This is a genomic window from Streptococcus oralis (assembly GCF_026782345.1).
Classification (GTDB): domain Bacteria; phylum Bacillota; class Bacilli; order Lactobacillales; family Streptococcaceae; genus Streptococcus; species Streptococcus oralis_CK.
On the sequence record NZ_JAKUWI010000001.1, the window covers coordinates 548,624 to 571,706 of the forward strand.

Here is a 23,083-nt window from a genome sequence, read left to right on the forward strand (position 1 = left end):
GTTAAAAAATTCTTATTCTTTCGGTTGAGAATATACTTCGATATGCTGACCTAGTACCTTGATTTCTACAGGTAGATTATCGGATTTGTCACCATCAACATCCGTTTCCAATTCACTATCTGAAGAGATTTTTATATGTCGAGCTTTCAGATACTCGATATTGTCATTTACGACAACATCCCCTTTTAATAAATCAGGGATAACTGACAATTTAGTAAGAATTGACGCATCTTTTAGAATCAAAATATTAGCATAACCATCCTTGTCTTCATCAAAGATTTTTTTGTCAGCGAAATAATTTGTGAGGAGAACTAAAACATGACTGGCTGGGCCAATGTAATTACCATTATCAGTCTCAACTTTAATGTTAAATGCTTGATCTGTAACCACAGACTTCATGGTATTAATCGCATAGGCGAGCATACCAAACTTTGTTTTATCTTCTATCCCAACGTTGTGGATAGCTTCTGGCAAAGAGCCAATACTAAAGATATAACCAAAATAATTTCCATTTGATTTTCCAATATCAATCTTGTTTGTAGAACTGAAATCAAGCTCGTTAATAGCACTATCAATATCCTGAGAGATTTCTAATAGTTTCGTAATGAGATTTCCAGTTCCCCCTGGGATAATTGCCAGTTTAGGAATATAGTCTTTTTCAGCGATACCGGAAATTACTTCATTGACGGTTCCATCTCCACCAAAAACAAGAACAGCATCATAGTGCTCCTGAGAAGCTTCTTCTGCAAAGTTTGTGGCGTCTTGTGCTTTCTCCGTAATTTTAATTTCCACATCTTCAAAATAGTCTCTAGCTTTATTCTCCAGTTTCACCTTATAATCCAAGGCTTTTTCACCTCCAGATGTTGGATTGATGATTACCATAATTTTTTTCATTTATTGTTCTCCTGTCATTAGATTTTCTTACTTTAACTAACCATCTCAAGTTTGGTCCATATAAATTTTGATCGCTTGGTATTCCTGCTCTTTAGCATAGGCAAACACCTCTGAAGCTCTAATGTAATCAAAGATATTTTCCTCTAAATCTTCATCCCAGATCGATTCATGAAATATTTCATTCTCTTGACATGCTTCATAGAAAATATCGAGGTGAACCTGATAAAACTCTTCATCTTCATTTGAGGTTTGTCTTACTAAGGATAGTTGAAACATTGGCTTATCAGATATAGCTGTAAATGTCCCTGTTTCAAATAAAATCATCTCATCCTCAATAGGCTGACGACACAAGTCTTCAAAGATTGCTACTATTTCCTCTAAGGGCATCTTATCGGTGATTCTTTCTCTTAAAAATTCAAGTGACTGCTTCATATTTTTTTCTTTCTAGATGTTTTCGTTCTTAGAATAATCCTATTAAAAAATTGAATCCCTACACCTTTTATTATACTACATTAACAGAAAAAAAGACTGAACCAGACGGTTTTCACCTTGGTTTCAGTCTAGATCTTTTTGATAATCGGAATAGCCACTGTAAGGACGTCTATCCCCAAATTAATTCCTTGTAAAAGGGTTAATAAATACATATGCTAAGAAGCTATAGAAATCATAAAATCTCCTAAGAACTAATCTGGCTTATCTTTTAATCTAACTTGATAGTTTCAGATAGGATAATTGCCCCAGTACCACTGACATCGAAAAATCCCACATCATGTTTTGAGGCTAACATAAGCATTGTATTATAGGCTGTTTCTGCTTGTGACCATGCAAATCCTGCATAGATAAGATTCTTACCAATACTATAGTCAGTAAAACGAATTTCCAGTTCTTGGTCATTCTCTATGGCATCATCTATATCAAAGTCAACATTCATAGGAGGAAATAGTTTTATCATGTCCAGAAACCAACTTTTTAGTTTGCTTGAACTAACTTCAATTGAATCATAATAGTGGTCTTCCTTCCACTCCACTTGCTCCTCATACCATTCTAAAAATTCAGCTTTACTACCTGGTGCGATTGATTTCTCAAATACTACTAAATCATAAGATATAGCTATACCTTTCTCTTTTATTATCATTACTCATATTTTCTCAATATCCTATACAGCTTCTCTCAGCTATGCAAACTTTCAATCATGATTAAAACTAGAGATTGGGGATTGATTTCAAAGCCATCAGCAGTAATTCTGTAATTAAAATACTTGACCGCTTGATCATGATCAAGAAAGCGATTGCTACTAAGATACTGTTCAATCTCATCCAAGAGAAAAGCACTTTCTTTTAAAGATTTATCATCAAAACCATTCGCATAATGGATGCTCTTCATCATTCGTTTGAGCTTAGTTTTAGGATAGCATTCTTTAAGTTTATCCCTTAAAGAAAGAACAAGATCCTCAAAGGATTGACTATCTATATCATCCTCTAACAAACCTGATATTATATTCTTTTTGTACATATCTTCGATTAGTTCTTTCAAAGCCTGTTTCAGGACAAGATTGCTTTCTTCAGAATTTGGTGTCATATAAAATTCTTTATCCATTATCTTTCTCACTAAATATATTAAAAATTATGATTTCCCACAAAAATATTTCAGTAAACTTTTTAAAAGCGAGCATTTTCAATTTGCAGCTCACCTTCTTCAGAAATTTTCGTGAGTAACTTCTTCAAAATAGTCATCCAGATGATGGTAGATTTGCATATCTTCTTCTGAACCATCTTTCAAAACTGCAAATACCTTCACTTTATCATCATTGACAAATACGAAATTATGTTCACCAAAATAAGCCTGATAACCCTTGTCAACTAAGGTCCAAAGTTCATCTTTTGTTAAACCAAAAATATCTTTTTTTACAAGATAGGTTTTCCCGATTTCCATTTTCATGATAGATATTTCTCCTTAAGAAGCTAGATAGTGCTAGATGTTTCTCTTTACTGCTCAATCCGTCTACTAAAGCAGTAGCATACACTCACAAAGAACTTTGGTTGACTATTGAATATCTTCCATCGCTTCTTTCACATATCCTTCGACATCTTCAATCTCTACAAACAACGGGTCTAAGTAACATAGGAAGTGCCAATCTTCGGTGTCGCGTTTTCTGTAGACAATCGCTTCACCGTCTTCACTTCCGAAAAAGCTTCTGTTGACTTCGTACCCTTTGCTTTCTAAGAAAGCTTTTGCCTTGAGGAAGTTTGCTTCTCTGGCTTCGACATAAGCTTTCACTTCATCGTTGTTAACGACATACGCGTCTACTTTTGTAGCTCCTTCGATCACTTTATCGTTTTTAAAGGATAGATTCGAAACCTCTTTCCAAATAATGTCCACATTTTCCTCAGAATTAAACGAAAACCTAGATAAAGGGACAATATTTCCGTTAAAGACAATCTCCATATAATCCGGTAGATTTTTTGAATTAAAATATTCCACTTCAAAACCATCTTCGTTTTCTAATGTATACCCAGGGATTTGAGTCACAAATTTCCGTCCTTCTTCTAAAGTCTCAAATAAGACTAAATCCTTTGAATAATTGTTTTGGTACAATTCTAATATAACCATCGATAACCCTCCGTCATTCAGTATTGGTCCGCATAACGCCTATCTATTATTTTATTACAACCGTTTCTTCCCATCGTCTAAGCAACTCTTTCAAAGGTTCAGCGAGATAGCTATAGGCCTTGTCCTTGATCCACTCAGGAATTCCATAAGCTGCTTCTGCTATACTACCTGTGATTGCTGCAAGAGTGTCGCTGTCCCCACCAAGAGAAATCGCATTTCGAATCGCATCTTCAAAATCTGTACTTTCAAGAAATGCAATGATGGCCTGAGGTACTGTATCCTGACAGGTTTCATTGAAACGATACGTAGGACGGATGTCATCTAGAGATTGAGAAAGGTTATACCCATACTCTTTCTCGATGTATTCCTTTATTCGTCTTTTACACTCTGTAGGATTGCCGTTGATTGGTTGCTCATAATCCCCACAATAACCTCCAAAGTAATAACGACACAGAAAGATCGCATCAGTTGTCGCCATGGCTCCCTTGATACCTTCAGGATGATTATGGGTGACTTCTGCAGAAAGTCGTGCAAGCTCTCTAGTTGATGGCGTCATACCAGTTCTCGCACAAAAACCGCAGTCCATGACCCAAGCACATGGAGAAACACGCATAGCAGATCCATTTCCAAAGCTATTATAAGGCTCACGATTGTCACTATTGATCCAACTACTAAACCGAGCACCGTAGCCCGCATCGGGATACAACTTGCCGTATTTCTTCATAGCATCAATAAAGTCATCCTGGTGACCACCATTCATAATAGCCTCAGCAACAGCGCAGGTCATGACAGTATCATCTGTGAAAAAACAATCCTCACGAAATAAAGGAAAATCCTTCGTTTTAATATTGTCCCATTCGTAAACAGAACCAACAATGTCTCCAACTATTGCTCCTAGCATAAGATTTCTCCTTGTAAACTATTGGTTTAGACTGATTTTTCTACTTCCTATACTCGTTTATTCTATCAGCATATTCAGTCAAAAGATTTTTTGAATAAATTTTTTCATTACTTGAATTTCTAACTTCTTTCCAAAGGATGGAAGCTACTTTTAGTTTATTCGAGTAATTGTGACTATTTTCGTCTGCACAGAAATCCTTTAGAAATTGGTTCCATTGACAAACCGAATGATCATACTTGGCATAATCTGAATTTCCATGATAAACTTTTAGCATATCCTGTATTGTGAAACTCAAATCATTGTCGCTTTTTACTTTTCTCCAAGCAGTCGCCATATCGGCAGTAAATTTAAAGGGCGAAACATCTGTTAAAGTTGAGAAATATTCTCTAAAGTGTGCGTTAAAGGAGAATCCACATTCAAGTAAGGGCGTATCTAAGGTAACGACTTCTACTCGTTTCTTTTTCCTTTTTACTGTTGATTTTTTAATCAATTTCCCCTTAAAGTACTGCTCAATATTATGATTGAGTTCCTGTTTTGTACCTCTATATTCAAGCCCTAATGACTTGCATATCTGTGAAAGTTCATCACGATACCAATAGTATTTGCTAAACTCATCAAACGATGTGATTGCATCAAACTTAGGTCTGTTCTCTATCAATATTTTACCTCCTTAAAAACAGTTTAGGTTTTCATCTCAAAATAATGGAGTTTTAGTTTCTTTATTTTGAGGATTAGCTACGTTTCTCTAACAAGCTCATACACTCAGTGGTTCGGACTTACCGTATCATCCGTGAAAAAACAATCCTCACGAAATAAAGGAAAATCCTTCGTTTTGATATTGTTCCATTCGTAAACTGAACCTACAATATCTCCAATAATTGCTCCTAGCATCCGTTTCCTCCTTATGGCATATCAGATTCGTTACACATTTCTAATGAATCACTCTTTAAAAATGGCACTACCAAATCAATCCACTCTTGAGGCAGGTAAGCTGATAAATAGCCGTGGTTATAGCCCTTTGCTTCATACAAAATTGTATTTGAATGTAGCTGATGAAATAATTTCGCTGATGCTTTCACCCAGTTCAATTCTTTTTCACCATAAATATAAAGAACCTGCGACTTACTAGCAGAAATCGTATCCTTTAGCTTGTAATGCCCCATATAGGTTTTGTAAATGGTCACCAATGTTTTGACAGGCGTCCTTGGCAAATCCTCCAAATAATAAGCTTTTATTTCCTCTGGATAAGCCAGTTTAGGATAGAGTTTGTTCATCATGCTTAACTGAAGTTTGCAAGAGAATTTATTGAACATCAACTTACCAAATAGAGACACTAGAAAGATGCTGATTTTAGCTAACCTTGGTTGAGGAATACAGAGGCTTCCGTCTATGATGGCCTTCTCAGCAATTTCACTGTCTAAAGACAAAAGCTCCATGGCAATTTGACCACCAAGTGAAACACCACCGATTGCAAACAATTTCCCACCACAGTTTGCTTTGATATAGTCTAGAATCTCCAAAGCAGAATCTTCAGTAGAAACATAATCAAGTTGATATTCCTCGCCGTGGCCATTCAAAGTTGGTAGAATAATACGGTATTCTTTTGACAAGATTCGTGCTTGACGAAGATAATTCCACCAAGAACTGCCACCACCATGCATCAGTAAAATAGGAGGCAAATTCTTATCACCAAATTCATGGAATTTCATGTTTAAACTCCTTACTGTAGGACTTTCACTAGATAAATACTTGTTAAATCAGTTTGAACAAGCAGTGATGCCTCATCAAATAGAAAAGTCTCTAACATTGATTATCTAGAATGACCACACGTTACTTTCAATAATGGATATCCTGATCTAAATTTTAAAATGTTGTTTCCTTACAAATTCTATTACTAGCCAATATAGTATAAATCAAATAAGCAATAAAAATGATAATAAAAATAAGATTAATTTTTAACACAAAATAGAGATTTAACAAATTTGCGAACGCATGAAATAATAGACAGTACCCCACAGATTTCGTTTGACGATAAAGAAGCCCTAAAACAAAACTTAAAAATAATGTATATATAAAAAATAAAATAAAAGGAAATCCTTGATGACTTTCTCCAACTATAAACCATAAAGGCAGATGCCAAATTCCCCAGATTGAACCTACAATCAAATTAGATTGCCAATAAGTATATTTTTTATCAAGTAAAGGTTGTAGTATACCTCTCCATCCTAATTCTTCATGTCCGCCACCAAAAAAAATTAATTGAATAAAGAATAGTGGCATCAGATAAATTGATACTTCATTTAATTCTAAGGAAGAGACAGAAAATAGTATCAAAATTGCTAACAAATGAATAATGAAATAAATACTACTACTTTTTCTTTTTGTAAATACAAAATGTTTAAATTTTATATTATTCCTTTTCAAATAAAAGCCACTTGTAATAGCTGGTCCAAGTGCACCAACTATATGTAATATTCTTCCTATAAATGTCTCTAATCCCAAAATATAAGATTGTGTAAATATGGCAAGAAGCCCCCAAGCTATATAAGTAATTCCAAATGTAAAACAAAGATAATTTTTTAAATTCTTTTTGTCAATTTCTGTCATTTTATCTTCCTAATCCTGATTATTCTATGTATAATATTTTTACTGCTTCTTAGTTGCTCTCGATTATAACTACCTATATTCTATCACAAAAATAGGAGCAGTTTAATTGACTGTTCCTGTTTTTTATTACAAATATTCTCGAACAATTATCGTCACAACAGAATATAATTCATAGTTTACGTTTAAGTACTATTTTGTTACTAACTAGCTAGCAAAAAGAGTGAGGAAATCAAACGTTTCCACCACTCTTTTGTATTCTATTATAGATAAATCGATGTTCTTTCACTATCTATTTACTCTGTAATTTCAAATGATTTATCTTTCAGATTAGCTCTTAATTCTGCCACTGTATTGGCATCGGTATTGGTCCAGCTGATGCGAATAGTATTAGCGTCTTCCATGTCAACAGCAAACTCTCCATCAAATGCTGCGCTGGTATTACGGAATTTGAGCAGATCGAACAAGGACTGCACAACTGGGCGTTGAACTTCTCGCTCAATTTCTTCCAAATCATAATAGTGACGGTTGATGTTGCGGCCTTCTTTGGTTGATTCGAGCAATTCGATATCATTTTCTCCTGACAACAAGCCAACGTAGTAAATCTGCGGAATACCTGGTGCAAAACATTGAAGCACACATGCCAAGAGATAGGCTTGGTCATCATTTCCTAAAGTTGAATAGTAGGTACAATTTATCTTGTAAATATCCAAATTGTTGTAGGCCTCTGAGCTGTAAATCTTTTTGACATTTGCTCCTTGGGTATAGAAGGCTTCTCTTGTCGCCTCTGTTTCAACATCTGTTAGCAAGTCCTTGACATCGACCACTCCGATACTATCGTGCGTGTCCAAGGTTGTAAATTGCTTGCGAGGGCAGATTTCCATCCAGTGAACAAGACGGTTGACATTACCTGAATAAAGAGCATGAAGAACCAGCATCGGAAGGGCAAAGTCATAGACATAGTAGTCTTGCTCAGCGATTTTTTGCTGAATGGTGTAATGTTCATGAATTTCTGGAAGAATTTTCACTCCTTTTGGTGCCAATAGCTGACGCGGAAAATGAAGCATTTCCCAAATATCTGGCTCAACAAAGAAACAGTTGGTGCCGATTTTCTTATTGGCGTAGGCAAAGGCGTCCAAGCGAATAATGGAAGCTCCGTGGTCCGCCAGCTGTTCCAGATTTTCCTGAATAAAGCGACGAGTTGTTTCTGTTGTCACATCGAGGTCGATCTGTTGCTCATCAAAGGTACACCAAACTTTTTCCTCACTACCATCAGCAAACTTGGCAATGCGATAGGGAGCACGTGGCTTCCGTTTGTAAATCAGGTCTACATCTTCCTGAGTCTGCCCACTGTTTGGCCAAAAGTTTTTGTAGCGGATAAACAAATCCGCATAGGCAGACTCATCTTTCTTTTCTAGGAAATCAAGGAAAAAGGCGACTTGGCTGAGATTAAGACCTACTTCAAGTCTTTCAGTTTTTTTCCAAGACTGTCTGAATAGGTAATTAACATTGCTTGATTTTTTACTTTCATAACTTGCTCTATTTACCTTCCTCAAAGCGTTTATAGATTGCTATAAATTCCTCAGCAATCGTTCGAAAACCTTCTGCACTCATTAACTGATCCTCAGCGTGCATCAGAAGTAGACCTGTTTGGCTTAATTCTCCATTCATTTCTTTTGTCAAAAGTGAGTGGTGAGCATTGTGTCCCTGTACAAATGCTTCTTCGCCTTGTTTAATTCTATCTTTAGCCTGCTCGAATTCACCCTGCTTAGCCAATTGAATAGCATTGATGTACATAGATTTTGCTGTTCCTACATAGGTGATAATTTGAAAACACACTTCGAGTACTTTTTCGTCCATTTTAATACCTCTCTTACCAATCTTCGTCTTCTAAATCGCTTGTTTCTTGTATTACAGCTTGTAAAGCTTGTTTATCCATCTGTTTAATAAACGGATAATAAACAAAGAAAGACATAACCAAAATAAGTGTTTGCAACAAGGCTGTTTTCCAACCACCGATGATAAATCCTGAAATAATTGGAGGACAAGTCCACGGAACTTGAACGGCACCATACATAGGCGTCAGTCCAAAATAAATCGCTGAATACTGGATGATACAAGATAAAATAGGCGTTAATATAAAGGGAGTTGCTAAAACTGGATTCATTACAATCGGCAAACCAAAGAGCACCGGCTCATTGATATTAAAGATGGCTGGAACCATTTCAAGACGTCCAAGAATTTTTAGTTGTTTTGATTTTGCAAATGCAACCATGTAAACTACCAAACCAATCGTAATCCCGGCACCTGTAACATTGATAAATTGATCAAAAAATTGAATCGTCACAATATGACCACCATTGGCTAGATTTAATTCAAGGCCCTTATCCAAAATGGCTTGGTTTTCCAAAGCATTCGCCTGTAGCAAGCCACTCATGATGCCACCAACTACAGTTGAGCCGTGCACCCCAAACATCCATAAGAATGGTACAAGGAAACACATAAGCACCGCACCAAACAATGAGTCAGTCAAGCCTTGCATTGGTGTTTGAATAAGATTATAAATCACTTCAATCGTTGTGACCTTAAACAATTGTTCAACAAGTCCGACAAAGATCGTTGCCGCTGTGATGATAACAGTAGCAGGAATCAAGGCTGAAAATGCGTTGGCTACACCAGTTGGTACGCCATCTGGCATTTTGATTTTGATATTTTTCTTCAAAAACCAAGAATAGCTTGCTCCTACAATCAAACCAACGATAATGGCACCAATCATCCCTTTCCCGGAAGTCCAATCCTTCAGAATAATGTTACCAACTACATCCCCATTTTTAGAAATCAAACCGGAGGGCTGGATTAGCAAGAAAACTGCTAGGGCAATGACACCTGCCCCAAGCGGCTCCTGTTTTTCTAGCTTAGCATAGGTATACGCAATCCCAATGACTGTTACAATCGCACTGATATTAAAGGTTGCACCAATTGCTTGATTGAGAACAGGGGTAATACCACTAGTTTCTAACATCGTTGCTAGAGCTGGAACTGGAAGATTGGCCAAGATAAGAAAGATGGAGCCAACAATCAACAATGGCATAGAGAAAACAATACCATCTTTTATCGCTGTTACACCTTTGGTATTGACAAAGGCCATCATCCTATCAACAAACTTTTTAATCAGTTTATCCTTCATCATCTTCTCCTTATTTTTTCATCATGTAAGCTTGTTTAAGAACTGCCATACCGTTTGCAGTACCATAATCAGCCATTGCAATCACTTCTACAGGAACATTGTGAGAAGCACAAATTTCTTTTGCTTTTTCAAGTTGGAAACCAACCTGTGGGCCTAATAGAGCCACATCAATATCTCCAACTCTTTGTTCCAATTCACTGATGGAATAAGCTGCAATTGTTGCATCTTTCCCTTTTTTCTGAGCCGCTTCTTTCATACGCTCAACCAAAATACTTGTTGACATACCTGCTGCACAAAACAATCCAATATTCATTTTAATTACTCCTTATAATTCGTTTCCATTTGATGTAATCACATTTTGATACCATGTAAAGGAATCTTTCTTCATTCGTTGCAAAGTTCCTTCGCCATTATTATTCTTATCGACATAGATAAAGCCATAACGCTTCTCCATTTCACCTGTACCAGCACTAACAATATCGATACAGCCCCAAGGGGTATAACCAATGACATTTACGCCATCTTCTTCAATCGCTAACATCATTTGTTCAATGTGTTGTTTGAGGTAATCAATGCGGTAAGAATCATGGATTCCATCAGGCTCTACCTTATCATAAGCACCGAATCCATTTTCAACTATAAAAAGCGGACAGTGATAGCGATCGTATAAAAGATTTAAGCTATAGCGTAATCCCTCAGGGTCAATCTGCCAACCCCAATCGCTTGATTCAATATAGGGATTTTTCTTAGTATAAACATCTTTGAAAAGTTCTTCTGTTTCCTCAGATGCTGTAGCAGTCACTGTATCACTCATATAGTAACTCAAGCCAATATAATCTACACAACCTTCTTTTAGAGTTTCTAGATCTTCTGGTAAAATATCCAGTTTGATATTATTTTTTCGACAAAAGGCCTCGATATAGTAAGGACGCTCTCCAAAAACATGAAGATCTCCATAGTGAAATAAACGATGCTCCATTGCCTTCTGGCTAGCAAGTATATCTTTTGTATCACATGTATTCGGGTAAAATGGTACCATTGCCAGCATACAACCAATTTTGAAATTTTTATTGATTTTCCGACCCAATTGTACAACTTTTGCAGAAGCCACTGACTGATAATGGATAACCTGCTGTAGTACCTCAACTGGATTTTCATCTTCATGATAAATGACACCAGAATTAGTCCATGAGCACCAAGGAACATTAATTGCACCTTGATTATTGATCTCGTTAAAGGTCATCCAATACTTAACTTTGTCCTTATATCGTTCCATGACGACTTTCGCAAAACGAACAAAGAAATCAATCAACTTGCGATTACGCCAAGCACCATACTTAGTAACTAGATGATAGGGCATTTCAAAGTGACTGAGTGTGATGACCGGTTCAATTTGATGAGCTAGAAGCTGATCAAATAAATCATCATAAAATTTCAACCCTTCTTCGTTAGGTTCTTCTTCATCTCCATTTGGGAAGATACGAGTCCAGGCAATCGAAGTTCGAAAACACTTAAATCCCATCTCAGCGAATAATTGTATATCGTCCTTATAGGTTCTGTAAAAATCTATTGCATCATGATTCGGATAATATTCGTCAGGTAAGACGCCATCAGTAATCTGTCGAGAGTGGCTAGCACTTCCAACCGTCATCACATCGGCTATCGAAATTCCTTTTCCACCTTTATCATATCCTCCTTCAATTTGGTGAGCAGCAACTGCCCCACCCCATAAAAAGCCTTCTGGTATTTTTGCCATTTTACCAATCCTTTCTGTATTTTGTACTAGCGCTATGAACAAGTCTATTTTATAACATACTGTACCTGCTGACAATAGATATTGAGATAGAAAATAAATGTACAGTCGAACAATATTTGTTACATAAAAAAAACAAGAGTTTTCACTCCTATTTTTTTAAATAAACTTGGTAACGTAAGGATTCTAAAAAATAGACAACTGGAATCTGAGTGGTCAAATTAGTGGAACGTAGCGAGGAATCTGCGTAGGCAACTGGCATAAAGTAGGATAAATTTATATCCGATAGCTGTGATAAAGTGGAAATATCTGTATTTGTCAGACTAACAATCTTAGCATTTCTTTCTTTGAATCCCTGTACTAGAGTTAGAACTTCTTCTGTCTCACCGCTGACACTTAGAGCAATAACCAAAACATCCTCCAAATTAGAATGATGCAATTTCAGAGAATAAAATGGGTTAGTAATAGCAAAGCTAAAAATACCGATTCCAGAAAAAAGATATGAGCCATATTCTGCCAAACTTAGACTAGTACCCACCCCTAAAAAGATAACTTGTTTGGCTTGAACGATCAAGTCTGCTATCTCTGATAGTTGTTTTTTTAAAGCTTCATCTTGAACACTAGTCTGTAAAAATTGTATTGCTGGAATATCAATAGGAAAGTAGTGACGATGTTTATTTTCCTTATCTTCCGACCTTGACAAGGCATATTTTAAATCATTGTAGCTATCAAATCCCATCTTTTTCGCAAAACGAATGATGGTTGTTGTCGATAGATTTATAGATGTCGATAGCTCTCTGATAGTCATCGTAGCAACTTTATCTCTATGTTGCAATATAAAATTATACACGCTTAATTCACTATTATTTAGCCCTTTTACTTTATGATAATCAAATAAATTCATAGACACCCTTATGCTTTTGTAGTATATAGTTGTTTCATTAACATTTCAATAATGAGAATAACAGGTACCTGCGTCGTAATATTAAACCCATTTAAAAATAATTGAGGAACATGATAGGTTATGGAGCAATCAGATAGCCTTGACAATGTTGATTCCAATGTATTTGTGATGGCAATAACTGGACAACCTTTTTCCTTTAATTTTTGTACAATTTTCAATGTTTGAGAAGTCTCACCAGATTCGGATAAGGCAATGACACAAGTTTTTTCCATACTGTTTTGTAGCACTGGTTGCCAAGGATCTTCAATACACATACTAAATTTGCCAATATTTGAAAAATAGCGCGCTCCATATCGACCTAAAGTTCCAGAGGAACCAATTCCGACAAAAACAATCTGTTCAACGTTCTTTAAGATTGCCACAGCCTCCATAATCAGCTGCAAAAAAGTATCTTGCTCAGTATAATCAATGAATAGCTTCAAAGAATGATTGTCTTGATTGTTTAAAATAATTTGCTCATTTTTTAAATATTCTTTATAAGCAATCTTAAAATGGCTATATCCATCAAATCCTAGATGCTTGCAAAATCGTTGTACGGTTCCAACTGATACATGTGCAAGTTGGGCCAATTCCTTGATTGTCATAGAGGATATATTTTCATTTTCTAAAATAGTTGTATAAATAGCGTTTTCTAAGTCGTTAAAACTTGCTACAACCTCATAACTAAACATATAATTCCTTTTTCTATCTCTATTGATTTGCTTACAATGTAACAAAAAACTAATAACCAAAGTGTTCTACACTAAAATAATGGAGAGCATAATGGCTATAAAACCAAGTCAGCATTAAAATCTATTAGAAAACCAGACGAATCAGATTTGTCTAACGAGACATGGTTAAGAGAAAATACTTTAAAACAGTATTGCCTTATGTCCTAGATTATATCATATTTTTGAGCATACTTTGAGTATTGTTAGTTTATTGACTTAAAAGAAACATAACAAGAGCTTATCTCTATTAAATTGTCTCAATTTCAATCGCCCATTCTGGAGATATGTAAGGTGGGGACGTTTCTATTCCCATAAACTCCTTGTCAATGGAAACAAACACGTACCTACAGGGTAAATGGAAATAGAAACTGATAATTTCTAGCTATCACTTCTATTCATTCCAAAAATTTTCTCACTATGATACTTCCCCACGCCAATACAAAAAGCCTTGAAACCAAGGCTTTTCATTATTGCGATTTATCAAAATGTTCTAGGCTTTTACCAGCAAAGCTACACACTCTACGTGGTGCGTTTGAGGAAACAGATCCACTGGCTGGACTTTCTTCAATTCATATCCTAACTCTTGATAGAGTTTGATATCACGCGCCATGGTTGCGACATTGCAGGAAATATAGACGATGCGGTCAGCTCCAGTTTGGCTACTTGCTTTAATAAAGCTTTCGGTCAAGCCCTTGCGTGGAGGATCAACCAAGATAACGGTTGGTTGGATGCCTTCATTGAGCCAATTCTTCATGGCATTTTCAGCTGTGTCACATACATAGTGGGCGTTGGCAATCCCGTTGATTGCCGCATTCTTTTTGCTATTCTCAACCGCTTCAGGAATAACTTCAACACCGTAGACTTCTTTGACATGCTTAGCGACTGATAATCCAATGGTTCCAATTCCTGAGTAGGCATCGATAACCACATCATCTTCTTTTAATTCTGCAAAGTTAATGGCTGTCTGGTAGAGTTTCTCTGCCATTTCAGTATTAACCTGATAGAAGGCTGGTCCAGATATTTGAAAGTCATTTCCCAACATTTGGTCGGTAATGTAGTCTTGACCATAAAGAGTACGCCAGTTCTTGCCGAAAATAGCATTGGTATTTTGGTCGTTGATATTTTGCATGACAGAGACAATCTCTGGGAATTGCTTGATTAGTTGTCCAATCAATTGCTCAACACGGAAAACTTTCGGACGAGTGGTTACCAAAATAACCATGATTTGTCCTGAGTAATGACCACGACGGACAACGAGATTGCGAATCAAGCCAGACTGTTCCTTTTCATCATAAGGTTTCAAATCATAACGACGGAGCAGGTCTCGTAGAGCTACTACAACTTGATCGATCACCGGATCTTGGATAAAGAAATCTTCTAGTGGCATGAGATTATGGGAATTCTTACGGAAAAAGCCAGTTTCCAAGACGCCATTGACACGACGAACTGGAACTTGCGCCTTATTTCGATACTTGACTGGATTTTCCATACCCAGCGTTTCAGCGATCTCTACATCTGTAATACCAGCAATCTTGTAGAGACTATTTTTGACTTGCTTGGTTTTAAACTTGAGCTGCTCTGGGTAGGCAAGATGCCCCAAGTCAGCGATACCTGATCGTAGATAAGCTAGGTCGAGGTCTTGATTACGATGAGGTGACTGAATAAGGTATTCTTCAACCTTTCCAAAGCCAATCTTTTTAGTGACTTTAAGGACACGCATGAGGATTTTTTCAGTTGGTAGAGCATTCTCTACAAAGAAAACCAAACCATCTACCTTGGCAACTCCTGCCCCTTCATGGGTCAAATCAACAATTTCAACTTCTACAATATCATTTTTCTTTAGCATATTTTTCACTTTCTATCGGCCGACAAAAAAAGACGGCAACATTTCTGTTACCATCTATTATATCATGAAATGACCTAAGCACCAAAACTCTTGAAGAAGTTGACAATGGCTTGCCAAAGAGAGCTAAAGAAGTTGCCCCCCTCTTCTAGCGCTTTATTGGCATCAAAGTTGAGATTGATATTTTTAAAACTATCTCCAGCTTGGGAAACGATGCTTTGTTTGAGATCATTTAGGGTTTTGGTGAAATCAGCATTGTTCAAAATGTCACTCTTTGAGAGATTGAGCGCAAAATTGATGATGATATTGACCTGGTTTCCTGTTATAACCTGATCGAGTTTGTAGTTTTTTAGCGTGTCTTCAACGATTTTGCGAACATCTTCTTCTGTCAGATTTCCCTTGCTTTCTTTAGCTTTGGCTAGTCCTGCCTTGATATCTGTCATAGCCGCATTGAGCTTATTAGCATCATAACCTGACTTGTCCTTGCTTTCAGCATTGATATCGGACAAGGCTTTTAGTTCTTCTTGAGCCAAGTCTTTATTGGCTTGCGGTACTTTAGCACCATTGGCCTCTAACGAGTAGTAAATCCCAGCTAGGGCGCTCTCACCTGTAACTGGTATAGGAGCTGCAACTGTGATTTTGGCATGCTCAACTCCCAAGGTCACTGCTGCATTACGGTACATATCCTGCGTCACCTTGGTGATATTTTCAGGCGTTTCAATCTTGACCTCTAGAGGTGATTTGTCCCCCAGCTTTTGAATCTTGGCCGACGAATAGAGTTGTAGACTGGCATCATTAGCCACATTCATGATTTTCGAATAGATATCAGGTGTCATTGTTTTGATATCTTTGGTGTCTTTGGATGCGTCATAGCCAAGCTTGCTAAGAGTTTGATTTTTTTGGTTTTCAGTTAGTGAAGAACCAAGCACATATTCAGGTTGTACATAGGTTTCATCGATTACTTTTTGAACATCGGTTGCTGCGTGGACGCTCGTCATAGCTGTTGCGGCCCACAAAACTGCAGCACTTGTTAGAAAGAATTTCTTTCTCATGGGATATTCCCTCCTTTACCTTTATAGGGTAATAAAACAATCTTAAAGAAAGCTTATAGCGAAAAACACCTGGTAAAACCAGATGTTTAGAAGAAATTAAAGAATTTCATGATGTACAGGTTAAAGCGTACCTGTCTCGAGTAGTAATAATTTCCACCATTTTCATAGAGTTCTGCACCATGAAAAATAGAAATTGGGTTAATGTAGGTGTAGGTCTTCCCAGTGGTATTTCCAAGGATAGGAGCGACCGTTTCTCGGGAATAACGCTTGGCTAATGCCAGTGAATTTTCCTTACCATTCTGAGCGATAAAGTCTATATAGGCAGGTCCAAAATTATAGGCTTGAACGGCCGTCCAGACATCCACTCCTTTGTTTTGAGCAAGATAAAGGTTATCTGTAAGAGTTTGAATGCCTTGCCGAATGCTAGAGGCATTATCATTGATGGTGTTGGTGGAGCCACTTGCAGACTCACTAGACTGCATAACATCGCCTTCTTTTCCTTTGGTTTCGGTATAAATCATGGCGAGCACCAACTCTTCATTGGCTGGAGTATCTCTTTCACTGAGAATTTCCCGAACCATAGGTTGGTAAGTCATGACTTGCTTTACATCCTGACGAATGTGATAGGCTTTGTATCCAGCAAAAAGGAGGACTGCTAGCAATAGCATTCTTCTTATAAATTTAAACATTATTTACTTTGAATATCCTCAATATTTTTGATTAAGATAGAATAGGTTCCATTGTCATTTTGGATAAATTCAACAGACTCCGCATCCTGGTAAACATTATTTGGAACGATGAGTTCGATTCCGTTTGACAAGGAAAGTTTTTGGTTTTCAAATTTCTTGAGCTGACGACTGGCATCAATTTCATCAAACTGGACTGGTTCTGGTACGGCTTCTTTGACTTGGTCGATAAAACTTAGACGAGCTGTTAGATTGTTATCAAAAAGGTCATTAGCCAATTTCTCAGGTGACAGCTCATTGCTTTCTTCAAGATTGTTGAAAATAGCTGATTTGACCTTGGATTGAAATTGAAAATCATCTGTGTTAAAGGACTCAGCAATTCTCTGGGCTGTTTTTTCCAGTTCCTTGATGGATTTCTTTGGCGAAATCTTAGGGGCAACAGCTAGGAGATTTTCTGAAAAATAGTTCAAAAAAGTTCCATTATACTTGATTCGTTTTTCGATCAGGTGGTACTTGCGACTTTGAAGATTGACGACCAAGGCCTCATCAGCTCCCGTTCCAAATCCAGGCAGGTTATTCTGAGTTAGCTTGATTGGATTATCAACTTCTCCTCCAAGGTGAGTCAAGGTTTCTCGCAGGGCAATTCGTAAGAAAGCGAAATGCTCTACACCTTCTTTAGAAAATTGCACAAAAATCAAGTCATTGGTCTTGAGATTTTCTGAAATACTAAACTCCTCTTTCCAGAGATTAGCCAGTGTTACCGAAGTCTCCAACAAATCGTCTGAGATGTGATTGAAGAAGGGATTTTCTTCTTCGAAAATCCCAGTCTTAGCTTCATCTGAATACACACGTTCAATTTTTTTGCGCAGGTATTCTTCGATTTTTGGCGTGATATTGAGAAATTTATCCGCTAGGAACAACTCCGTATCATCTGGGCTGAACTGATGGATAATAGCTTTCTTAATATAAATGTCCATAAAAGTATTAGTCCTCGTATAATGGGAAGGCATCTGTCAAAACTTTGACTGCGCTTCTCACTTCTTCTAAGACAGCCTCATTTTCTGCATTTTTAAGAGTTTTAATGATAAGTTCAGCCACTTTACGGCTTTCTTCTTCACCAAATCCACGTGCAGTGATGGCTGCAGATCCGATACGAATCCCACTTGTCTTGAATGGTGACAAGGTTTCGTAAGGGATTGAGTTTTTATTTAGGGTAATATTGACTTCATCTAGCAAGTTTTGAGCAACTTTGCCATTTTCTACAACCTTAGTCACATCCACTAGGAAGAGGTGGTTTTCAGTTCCGCCTGAAATGATACGGAAATCAGGGTCTTGCAAGAAGACTTCAACCATAGCCTTGCTGTTCTTGATAATATTTGCAGCATATTCCTTGAAAGCTGGATCCAAAACTTCTTTGAAGGAAACAGCCTTAGCAGCGACAACATGCTCCAAAGGACCACCCTGAATACCAGGGAAAATAGCTGAATTGATTTTCTTAGCAAGGTCTTCATCATTGGTCAAAATCAAACCACCACGTGGTCCACGAAGGGTTTTGTGGGTCGTTGTTGTTGTGATATGAGCGTATGGAACTGGACTTGGATGTAGACCAGCTGCAACCAAACCAGCGATATGAGCCATATCGACCATGAGTTTAGCCCCAACAGCATCTGCGATTTCACGGAATTTTGAGAAATCGATGATCTGAGAATAAGCTGAAGCACCTGCTACGATTAGTTTTGGTTTTACTTCTTGGGCTTGTTTCAAGATAGCATCAAAGTCCAAGAGTTCTGTTTCAGGATCTACACTATAAGAAACGAAGTTGTAGGTTTGACCAGAGAAGCTGACAGGAGCTCCATGAGTCAAGTGTCCACCTGCTGCCAAGTCCATCCCCATAACGGTATCACCTGGCTCAATCAAGGCCATGTAAGCAGCACAGTTGGCTTGGCTTCCTGAGTGAGGTTGGACATTGGCGAATTTTGCACCGAAAATTTCTTTCGCGCGTTCAATAGCCAGAGTCTCTACCACATCTACCACATCAGTTCCACCATAATAACGGCGTCCTGGGTAACCTTCAGCGTATTTATTCGTCAAGATAGACCCTTGAGCTGCCATAACAGCCTTAGAAACTACGTTTTCGGAAGCAATCAATTCGATATTGTTTTGTTGGCGTTCTTCTTCTTTGGCAATAGCATTCCATAGATCAGCATCGTAGGCTTTAAAATCATCTTTGTCAAAAATCATAGGTCTTCTCCTTTTATAGTGTGACAGGTCCTTTAGTTTGTTTTACAATAAGAAAATAAACTAAAAGATGCGAATAAACCGTTTCTGCATTTTATCACAAGTATAACCAACTTTTTCATAAAATGCATGAGCACCCAGACGATGATCGGCAGAGTTTAAGCGGATAAACTCATATCCACGTCTTTTTGCTTCTTGATCCAACCCTTGCAGTAAGCTTTTACCGATACCTCGTCCTTGTGCTTGAGGCGAAACTGCTAAGCCTAAAATATTAAATCCTGCTTTGGAATAGAGGGATTCATAAACTTCAGCATGGACATATCCAAGTAGGATATGACTAACTGCATCCTCATAACCAAGTAAGAAATGATGTGAATCCTGAGATAATCTAGCTAGTTGACTAGCTGTGTCCTCTGGACTAAAAGAATAGCCCAAAGCCTCTTGGTTAATCTCACATATAGCATTCACATCTGTTTCTTGCAAATCTCTTAGCATCTCATTCCTCCTCAAAAGAAATCTCTGGCAACTGTGCAAGAATATCTTCTCGCTTAATCGCCCCTTGGCGTAAGATTTTCACCTCGTCTCCAGACAAATCCAAAATAGTCGAATCCTGTCCAGTTAGAAAAGCGTCGTCCTCCAGCCCCAAAACCTCTTGGTCAAAATCCTCTAGAATTTGAGCAAAGGTCACTCCACTCGCCTGACCCGAGATATTGGCAGACGGCCCAATCAAAGGACCTGTCTCTCGAATCAAATCCAGTGTAATGGGGTGACTCGGCATCCGAAATCCCACCGTTGCAAGACCAGAGTTGACCCAAAAGGGAACTCTGTCATTGGCTTCGAGAATAATGGTCAAGGGACCCGGTAAAAAGGTCTCTACAAGCTTTTGTAGATAAGTTGGCTGATTCTTTGAGAAGTGCAAGATGTCCTCTAGAGAAGCGACATTAAGATTGAGCGCCTTGTCTCTAGGACGACGCTTGAGTTGGTAAACATGGTCGACAGCTTTTTCATCTAAGGCCTTAGCAAATAGCCCGTAAACCGTCTCTGTAGGCAAAACAACTGCCCCGCCCTTTTCCAACTCTTGTCTAATCCTGTCCATCATCAACTACAACCATCCTATCTTGACCAAATTGATCCTTGAGTGTTCGTACTCGTTTTTCAGGAAGATATTTCCTAAAAAGCGCAGGAACACTTTGACCTTGCTTGTATCCAATTTCAAGGTAAATCTTACCACCATCTGTGAGATAGTCTTTTACATCTTCCGCAATTCTGCGGTAAATAGCTAGGCCATCCTCATCTGCAAAGAGAGCTAGATGAGGCTCTGAATGCAAAACATTCAAACCGACCTCTGACTCATCTTCACGAGAGATATAGGGTGGATTGGATACAATTATATCATATTTTTCAGAAATTTCTGCAAAACAATCAGATTTTTTAAAAAATATATTAAGATTTTGATTTTTAGCATTCTCTGATGCAAGCTCTAAGGCATCTTGGGAAATATCTGCTGCTGTCACTGACCAATCTGGTCTGTTTTTAGCTAATCCAAGAGCTATGGCGCCACTTCCAGTCCCGATATCTAGAATCTTAAGCTTATCCTCAGGATTTTCTGTGAGGATGAGCTCCACCAACTCCTCTGTTTCTGGACGAGGAATCAAAACCCGCTCATCCACTTTTAACTGCATCCCAAAGAAATCTGCGTAACCAATGATATACTGAGCTGGTTTATGGGACGCTAACTTCTGGAAAATTTCTTCTACAAATTGTTTTTCGGCCTCTGTTACCTCTTGCTGAAGGGTAAAAACAAAGTCCGTAAAAGAGAGATTTTTTAAGCTACGATAGACAAAAGAGAGGCTTTCTGCTTCCTCTCCTTGTCTTATCAACTCTTCTTCAAAATCTGAAAATAATTGAGCTAATTTCATTATTTGTTTAATTCTTCTAATTTTTGTGTTTGGTCATAAAGAACCAAGGCATCCACAACTTCATCCAATTTACCAGATAAAATCGTATCTAGTTTTTGGAGAGTCAAGCCAATACGGTGGTCTGTGACACGGTTTTGTGGGAAGTTATAAGTACGAATACGTTCAGAACGATCCCCAGTACCGATTGTCGACTTACGCTCGGCATCTTGTTCATCTTGTGCAATTTGTGCAAAGTGGTCAGCAACACGCGCACGAATGATTTTCATGGCTTTCTCACGGTTTTTCTGCTGGGTACGTTCTTCCTGCATCTCAACCTTGATATTAGTTGGCAAGTGAACGATACGAACGGCAGTCGCAACCTTATTGACGTTCTGTCCACCAGCACCAGATGCGTGGTAGATATCAACACGAAGGTCTTTTGGATCAATATCGTATTCTACTTCTTCCACTTCAGGCATGACAAGAACTGTGGCAGTTGATGTATGGACACGACCTTGGCTTTCTGTCACAGGGACACGTTGCACACGGTGAGCACCAGACTCATACTTGAGTTTAGAGTATACCGATTGACCAGAAACCATAGCAACCACTTCTTTGAATCCACCGACACCATTCATAGAGGCTTCCATGACTTCAAAGCGCCAGCCTTGGGCTTCCGCATACTTTTGGTACATAGTTAACAAATCTCCAGCGAAAAGTGCTGCTTCGTCTCCACCAGCTGCTCCACGGATTTCAAGGATGATGTTCTTATCATCGTTTGGATCCTTTGGAAGGAGCAAAATTTTCAATTTCTCTTCGTATTCTTCTTTTTCAGCCTTGGCATCTTTGAGCTCTTGCTTAGCCATTTCTTCCAAGTCCGCATCTCCGCCTGATTCCTTAATCATATCTTCGGCGTCAACGATGTTTTGGAGGACTTGTTTGTACTCACGGTAAGCCGTTACCGTATCACGAGTAGAAGCCTCTTCTTTTGAAAGCTCCATGAAACGCTTGGTGTCTGAAACGACATCAGGGTCACTCAGCAATTCTCCTAATTCTTCATAACGGTCTTCTACAGCTTGTAGTTGATCATAGATGTTCATTTGTCTTCATTCTCCTTATTGATTTCAGGCGCAAAATAATGTTTACGGCAGACTGAGATATAAGTTTCATTTCCACCGATCTGAATTTGTTCGCCATCATAGACTGGCACACCATCCTGCGTACGCAACACCATAGTCGCCTTTTTCTTACAGTACTGACAGATAGTCTTGATTTCTTCAATCTTGTCTGCTAAGAGCAAGAGGTATTTTGAACCTTCGAACAATTCATTGCGAAAGTCATTCTTCAAACCAAAAGCCATGACAGGTATGTCTAGCTCGTCAACAACACGAGCTAGATCGTAAACATGGTGACGCTTGAGAAATTGAGCCTCATCGACTAGCACACAGTATGGTTTCTCAGGTAAGTCTCGGATATAACCGTAGATATCCGTCGTTTCCTCAATCGCAATGGCTGGGCGTTTCATACCGATTCGACTCGACACATAGCCAACACCGTCACGCGTATCCAGAGCCGAAGTCATAATCACAACTCCCTTTCCTTGCTCCTCGTAGTTATAGGCCACCTTGAGAATCTCAATCGTCTTACCAGAGTTCATGGTCCCATAACGATAATACAACTGTGCCATGCTTCTAATTCACGTCCATTTCTAAATTTTTGCTACATTCTAGTATATCATAATTT

General features: G+C 38.1%; 28 protein-coding genes. All 28 read right to left on the reverse strand.

Going from position 1 to position 23,083, the window contains the following annotated elements:
- Nucleotides 1–12 precede the first annotated feature (12 nt).
- The 28 genes from MK405_RS02685 to MK405_RS02820 all read right to left on the reverse strand — a co-directional run bounded on the left by MK405_RS02685 (nt 13) and on the right by MK405_RS02820 (nt 23,027).
- The gene (locus tag MK405_RS02685) at nt 13–894 is read right to left on the reverse strand and encodes a diacylglycerol/lipid kinase family protein (RefSeq protein WP_268698120.1); all 882 of its coding nucleotides are present in this window, start codon (nt 892–894) and stop codon (nt 13–15) included.
- A 45-nt stretch (nt 895–939) separates the two neighbouring features.
- Nucleotides 940–1,326: a hypothetical protein gene (locus MK405_RS02690; RefSeq protein ID WP_084854217.1), complete on the reverse strand. Its 387-nt coding sequence runs from the start codon at nt 1,324–1,326 to the stop codon at nt 940–942.
- Between the two features lie 268 nt (nt 1,327–1,594).
- Nucleotides 1,595–2,029, reverse strand: coding sequence for a hypothetical protein (locus tag MK405_RS02695; RefSeq protein WP_268698121.1), 435 nt, complete (start codon nt 2,027–2,029; stop codon nt 1,595–1,597).
- A 35-nt stretch (nt 2,030–2,064) separates the two neighbouring features.
- Nucleotides 2,065–2,490, reverse strand: coding sequence for a hypothetical protein (locus MK405_RS02700; protein ID WP_084854215.1), 426 nt, complete (start codon nt 2,488–2,490; stop codon nt 2,065–2,067).
- Between the two features lie 99 nt (nt 2,491–2,589).
- Nucleotides 2,590–2,832 carry a phosphohydrolase gene (locus tag MK405_RS02705; protein ID WP_084854214.1) on the reverse strand — a complete coding sequence of 81 codons (243 nt, stop codon included), beginning with the start codon at nt 2,830–2,832 and terminating at the stop codon, nt 2,590–2,592.
- A 105-nt stretch (nt 2,833–2,937) separates the two neighbouring features.
- Nucleotides 2,938–3,504 (reverse strand): hypothetical protein, encoded by a 567-nt coding sequence (locus MK405_RS02710; RefSeq protein WP_268704263.1) that lies wholly within the window; start codon nt 3,502–3,504, stop codon nt 2,938–2,940.
- Nucleotides 3,505–3,550: 46 nt separating this feature from the next.
- Entirely contained in the window at nt 3,551–4,405 is an 855-nt protein-coding gene (locus tag MK405_RS02715) for an ADP-ribosylglycohydrolase family protein (protein WP_268704264.1), read from the reverse strand.
- Between the two features lie 40 nt (nt 4,406–4,445).
- Nucleotides 4,446–5,063, reverse strand: coding sequence for an SAP domain-containing protein (locus tag MK405_RS02720; RefSeq protein WP_268704265.1), 618 nt, complete (start codon nt 5,061–5,063; stop codon nt 4,446–4,448).
- Between the two features lie 104 nt (nt 5,064–5,167).
- Nucleotides 5,168–5,296, reverse strand: coding sequence for a hypothetical protein (locus tag MK405_RS02725; RefSeq protein ID WP_000900001.1), 129 nt, complete (start codon nt 5,294–5,296; stop codon nt 5,168–5,170).
- 11 nt (nt 5,297–5,307) lie between these two features.
- Nucleotides 5,308–6,114 (reverse strand): alpha/beta hydrolase, encoded by an 807-nt coding sequence (locus tag MK405_RS02730; RefSeq protein WP_000668470.1) that lies wholly within the window; start codon nt 6,112–6,114, stop codon nt 5,308–5,310.
- A 154-nt stretch (nt 6,115–6,268) separates the two neighbouring features.
- Nucleotides 6,269–7,012: a CPBP family intramembrane glutamic endopeptidase gene (locus MK405_RS02735; protein ID WP_000134966.1), complete on the reverse strand. Its 744-nt coding sequence runs from the start codon at nt 7,010–7,012 to the stop codon at nt 6,269–6,271.
- A 293-nt stretch (nt 7,013–7,305) separates the two neighbouring features.
- Nucleotides 7,306–8,565 (reverse strand): sucrose phosphorylase, encoded by a 1,260-nt coding sequence (gtfA, locus tag MK405_RS02740; protein ID WP_002875734.1) that lies wholly within the window; start codon nt 8,563–8,565, stop codon nt 7,306–7,308.
- Nucleotides 8,549–8,869, reverse strand: coding sequence for a PTS sugar transporter subunit IIA (locus MK405_RS02745; RefSeq protein WP_000343791.1), 321 nt, complete (start codon nt 8,867–8,869; stop codon nt 8,549–8,551). Before MK405_RS02745 ends, gtfA begins: the two co-directional genes overlap by 17 nt.
- A gap of 13 nt (nt 8,870–8,882) precedes the next feature.
- Nucleotides 8,883–10,196, reverse strand: a complete 1,314-nt coding sequence (locus MK405_RS02750; protein WP_000653348.1) for a PTS sugar transporter subunit IIC — start codon at nt 10,194–10,196, stop codon at nt 8,883–8,885.
- Between the two features lie 10 nt (nt 10,197–10,206).
- Nucleotides 10,207–10,509 (reverse strand): PTS sugar transporter subunit IIB, encoded by a 303-nt coding sequence (locus tag MK405_RS02755; RefSeq protein WP_001020606.1) that lies wholly within the window; start codon nt 10,507–10,509, stop codon nt 10,207–10,209.
- A 12-nt stretch (nt 10,510–10,521) separates the two neighbouring features.
- Complete coding sequence (locus MK405_RS02760) at nt 10,522–11,952, reverse strand: 6-phospho-beta-glucosidase (RefSeq protein ID WP_001062960.1); 1,431 nt, start codon at nt 11,950–11,952, stop codon at nt 10,522–10,524.
- A 148-nt stretch (nt 11,953–12,100) separates the two neighbouring features.
- The gene (locus MK405_RS02765) at nt 12,101–12,853 is read right to left on the reverse strand and encodes a MurR/RpiR family transcriptional regulator (RefSeq protein ID WP_009730126.1); all 753 of its coding nucleotides are present in this window, start codon (nt 12,851–12,853) and stop codon (nt 12,101–12,103) included.
- Nucleotides 12,854–12,861: 8 nt separating this feature from the next.
- On the reverse strand, nt 12,862–13,584 hold the full coding sequence (locus MK405_RS02770; RefSeq protein WP_000493320.1) for a MurR/RpiR family transcriptional regulator: 723 nt from the start codon (nt 13,582–13,584) through the stop codon (nt 12,862–12,864).
- 529 nt (nt 13,585–14,113) lie between these two features.
- Nucleotides 14,114–15,469: a 23S rRNA (uracil(1939)-C(5))-methyltransferase RlmD gene (rlmD, locus tag MK405_RS02775; RefSeq protein WP_268704266.1), complete on the reverse strand. Its 1,356-nt coding sequence runs from the start codon at nt 15,467–15,469 to the stop codon at nt 14,114–14,116.
- 74 nt (nt 15,470–15,543) lie between these two features.
- Nucleotides 15,544–16,518, reverse strand: a complete 975-nt coding sequence (locus MK405_RS02780) for a DUF1002 domain-containing protein (protein WP_247946525.1) — start codon at nt 16,516–16,518, stop codon at nt 15,544–15,546.
- A gap of 86 nt (nt 16,519–16,604) precedes the next feature.
- Nucleotides 16,605–17,207 (reverse strand): lysozyme family protein, encoded by a 603-nt coding sequence (locus MK405_RS02785; protein ID WP_268704267.1) that lies wholly within the window; start codon nt 17,205–17,207, stop codon nt 16,605–16,607.
- A complete protein-coding gene (locus tag MK405_RS02790) occupies nt 17,207–18,181 on the reverse strand; it encodes a nucleoid-associated protein (RefSeq protein WP_268704268.1) in 975 nt (324 codons plus the stop codon). The genes MK405_RS02785 and MK405_RS02790 overlap by 1 nt, the downstream gene beginning before the upstream one ends.
- A 7-nt stretch (nt 18,182–18,188) precedes the next feature.
- Nucleotides 18,189–19,445, reverse strand: coding sequence for a serine hydroxymethyltransferase (glyA, locus tag MK405_RS02795; protein ID WP_268704269.1), 1,257 nt, complete (start codon nt 19,443–19,445; stop codon nt 18,189–18,191).
- 60 nt (nt 19,446–19,505) lie between these two features.
- Nucleotides 19,506–19,937 (reverse strand): GNAT family N-acetyltransferase, encoded by a 432-nt coding sequence (locus MK405_RS02800; protein WP_268704270.1) that lies wholly within the window; start codon nt 19,935–19,937, stop codon nt 19,506–19,508.
- Between the two features lies 1 nt (nt 19,938).
- Nucleotides 19,939–20,541: an L-threonylcarbamoyladenylate synthase gene (locus tag MK405_RS02805; protein ID WP_268704271.1), complete on the reverse strand. Its 603-nt coding sequence runs from the start codon at nt 20,539–20,541 to the stop codon at nt 19,939–19,941.
- A complete protein-coding gene (prmC, locus tag MK405_RS02810) occupies nt 20,525–21,361 on the reverse strand; it encodes a peptide chain release factor N(5)-glutamine methyltransferase (protein ID WP_268704272.1) in 837 nt (278 codons plus the stop codon). Before prmC ends, MK405_RS02805 begins: the two co-directional genes overlap by 17 nt.
- Nucleotides 21,361–22,440, reverse strand: a complete 1,080-nt coding sequence (gene prfA / locus MK405_RS02815) for a peptide chain release factor 1 (RefSeq protein WP_001028812.1) — start codon at nt 22,438–22,440, stop codon at nt 21,361–21,363. Before prfA ends, prmC begins: the two co-directional genes overlap by 1 nt.
- On the reverse strand, nt 22,437–23,027 hold the full coding sequence (locus MK405_RS02820) for a thymidine kinase (RefSeq protein WP_268704273.1): 591 nt from the start codon (nt 23,025–23,027) through the stop codon (nt 22,437–22,439). Before MK405_RS02820 ends, prfA begins: the two co-directional genes overlap by 4 nt.
- Nucleotides 23,028–23,083 lie beyond the last annotated feature (56 nt).

What these genes read in the sequence shown, in the direction of transcription:
- MK405_RS02685 (WP_268698120.1), bottom strand. Translation starts at nt 894, where the DNA reads ATGAAAAAAATTATGGTAATCATCAATCCAACATCTGGAGGTGAAAAA.
- MK405_RS02690 (WP_084854217.1), bottom strand. Translation starts at nt 1,326, where the DNA reads ATGAAGCAGTCACTTGAATTTTTAAGAGAAAGAATCACCGATAAGATG.
- MK405_RS02695 (WP_268698121.1), bottom strand. Translation starts at nt 2,029, where the DNA reads ATGATAATAAAAGAGAAAGGTATAGCTATATCTTATGATTTAGTAGTA.
- MK405_RS02700 (WP_084854215.1), bottom strand. Translation starts at nt 2,490, where the DNA reads ATGGATAAAGAATTTTATATGACACCAAATTCTGAAGAAAGCAATCTT.
- MK405_RS02705 (WP_084854214.1), bottom strand. Translation starts at nt 2,832, where the DNA reads ATGAAAATGGAAATCGGGAAAACCTATCTTGTAAAAAAAGATATTTTT.
- MK405_RS02710 (WP_268704263.1), bottom strand. Translation starts at nt 3,504, where the DNA reads ATGGTTATATTAGAATTGTACCAAAACAATTATTCAAAGGATTTAGTC.
- MK405_RS02715 (WP_268704264.1), bottom strand. Translation starts at nt 4,405, where the DNA reads ATGCTAGGAGCAATAGTTGGAGACATTGTTGGTTCTGTTTACGAATGG.
- MK405_RS02725 (WP_000900001.1), bottom strand. Translation starts at nt 5,296, where the DNA reads ATGCTAGGAGCAATTATTGGAGATATTGTAGGTTCAGTTTACGAATGG.
- MK405_RS02730 (WP_000668470.1), bottom strand. Translation starts at nt 6,114, where the DNA reads ATGAAATTCCATGAATTTGGTGATAAGAATTTGCCTCCTATTTTACTG.
- MK405_RS02735 (WP_000134966.1), bottom strand. Translation starts at nt 7,012, where the DNA reads ATGACAGAAATTGACAAAAAGAATTTAAAAAATTATCTTTGTTTTACA.
- MK405_RS02745 (WP_000343791.1), bottom strand. Translation starts at nt 8,869, where the DNA reads ATGGACGAAAAAGTACTCGAAGTGTGTTTTCAAATTATCACCTATGTA.
- MK405_RS02750 (WP_000653348.1), bottom strand. Translation starts at nt 10,196, where the DNA reads ATGAAGGATAAACTGATTAAAAAGTTTGTTGATAGGATGATGGCCTTT.
- MK405_RS02755 (WP_001020606.1), bottom strand. Translation starts at nt 10,509, where the DNA reads ATGAATATTGGATTGTTTTGTGCAGCAGGTATGTCAACAAGTATTTTG.
- MK405_RS02760 (WP_001062960.1), bottom strand. Translation starts at nt 11,952, where the DNA reads ATGGCAAAAATACCAGAAGGCTTTTTATGGGGTGGGGCAGTTGCTGCT.
- MK405_RS02765 (WP_009730126.1), bottom strand. Translation starts at nt 12,853, where the DNA reads ATGAATTTATTTGATTATCATAAAGTAAAAGGGCTAAATAATAGTGAA.
- MK405_RS02770 (WP_000493320.1), bottom strand. Translation starts at nt 13,584, where the DNA reads ATGTTTAGTTATGAGGTTGTAGCAAGTTTTAACGACTTAGAAAACGCT.
- rlmD (WP_268704266.1), bottom strand. Translation starts at nt 15,469, where the DNA reads ATGCTAAAGAAAAATGATATTGTAGAAGTTGAAATTGTTGATTTGACC.
- MK405_RS02780 (WP_247946525.1), bottom strand. Translation starts at nt 16,518, where the DNA reads ATGAGAAAGAAATTCTTTCTAACAAGTGCTGCAGTTTTGTGGGCCGCA.
- MK405_RS02785 (WP_268704267.1), bottom strand. Translation starts at nt 17,207, where the DNA reads ATGTTTAAATTTATAAGAAGAATGCTATTGCTAGCAGTCCTCCTTTTT.
- MK405_RS02790 (WP_268704268.1), bottom strand. Translation starts at nt 18,181, where the DNA reads ATGGACATTTATATTAAGAAAGCTATTATCCATCAGTTCAGCCCAGAT.
- glyA (WP_268704269.1), bottom strand. Translation starts at nt 19,445, where the DNA reads ATGATTTTTGACAAAGATGATTTTAAAGCCTACGATGCTGATCTATGG.
- MK405_RS02800 (WP_268704270.1), bottom strand. Translation starts at nt 19,937, where the DNA reads ATGCTAAGAGATTTGCAAGAAACAGATGTGAATGCTATATGTGAGATT.
- MK405_RS02805 (WP_268704271.1), bottom strand. Translation starts at nt 20,541, where the DNA reads ATGATGGACAGGATTAGACAAGAGTTGGAAAAGGGCGGGGCAGTTGTT.
- prmC (WP_268704272.1), bottom strand. Translation starts at nt 21,361, where the DNA reads ATGAAATTAGCTCAATTATTTTCAGATTTTGAAGAAGAGTTGATAAGA.
- prfA (WP_001028812.1), bottom strand. Translation starts at nt 22,440, where the DNA reads ATGAACATCTATGATCAACTACAAGCTGTAGAAGACCGTTATGAAGAA.
- MK405_RS02820 (WP_268704273.1), bottom strand. Translation starts at nt 23,027, where the DNA reads ATGGCACAGTTGTATTATCGTTATGGGACCATGAACTCTGGTAAGACG.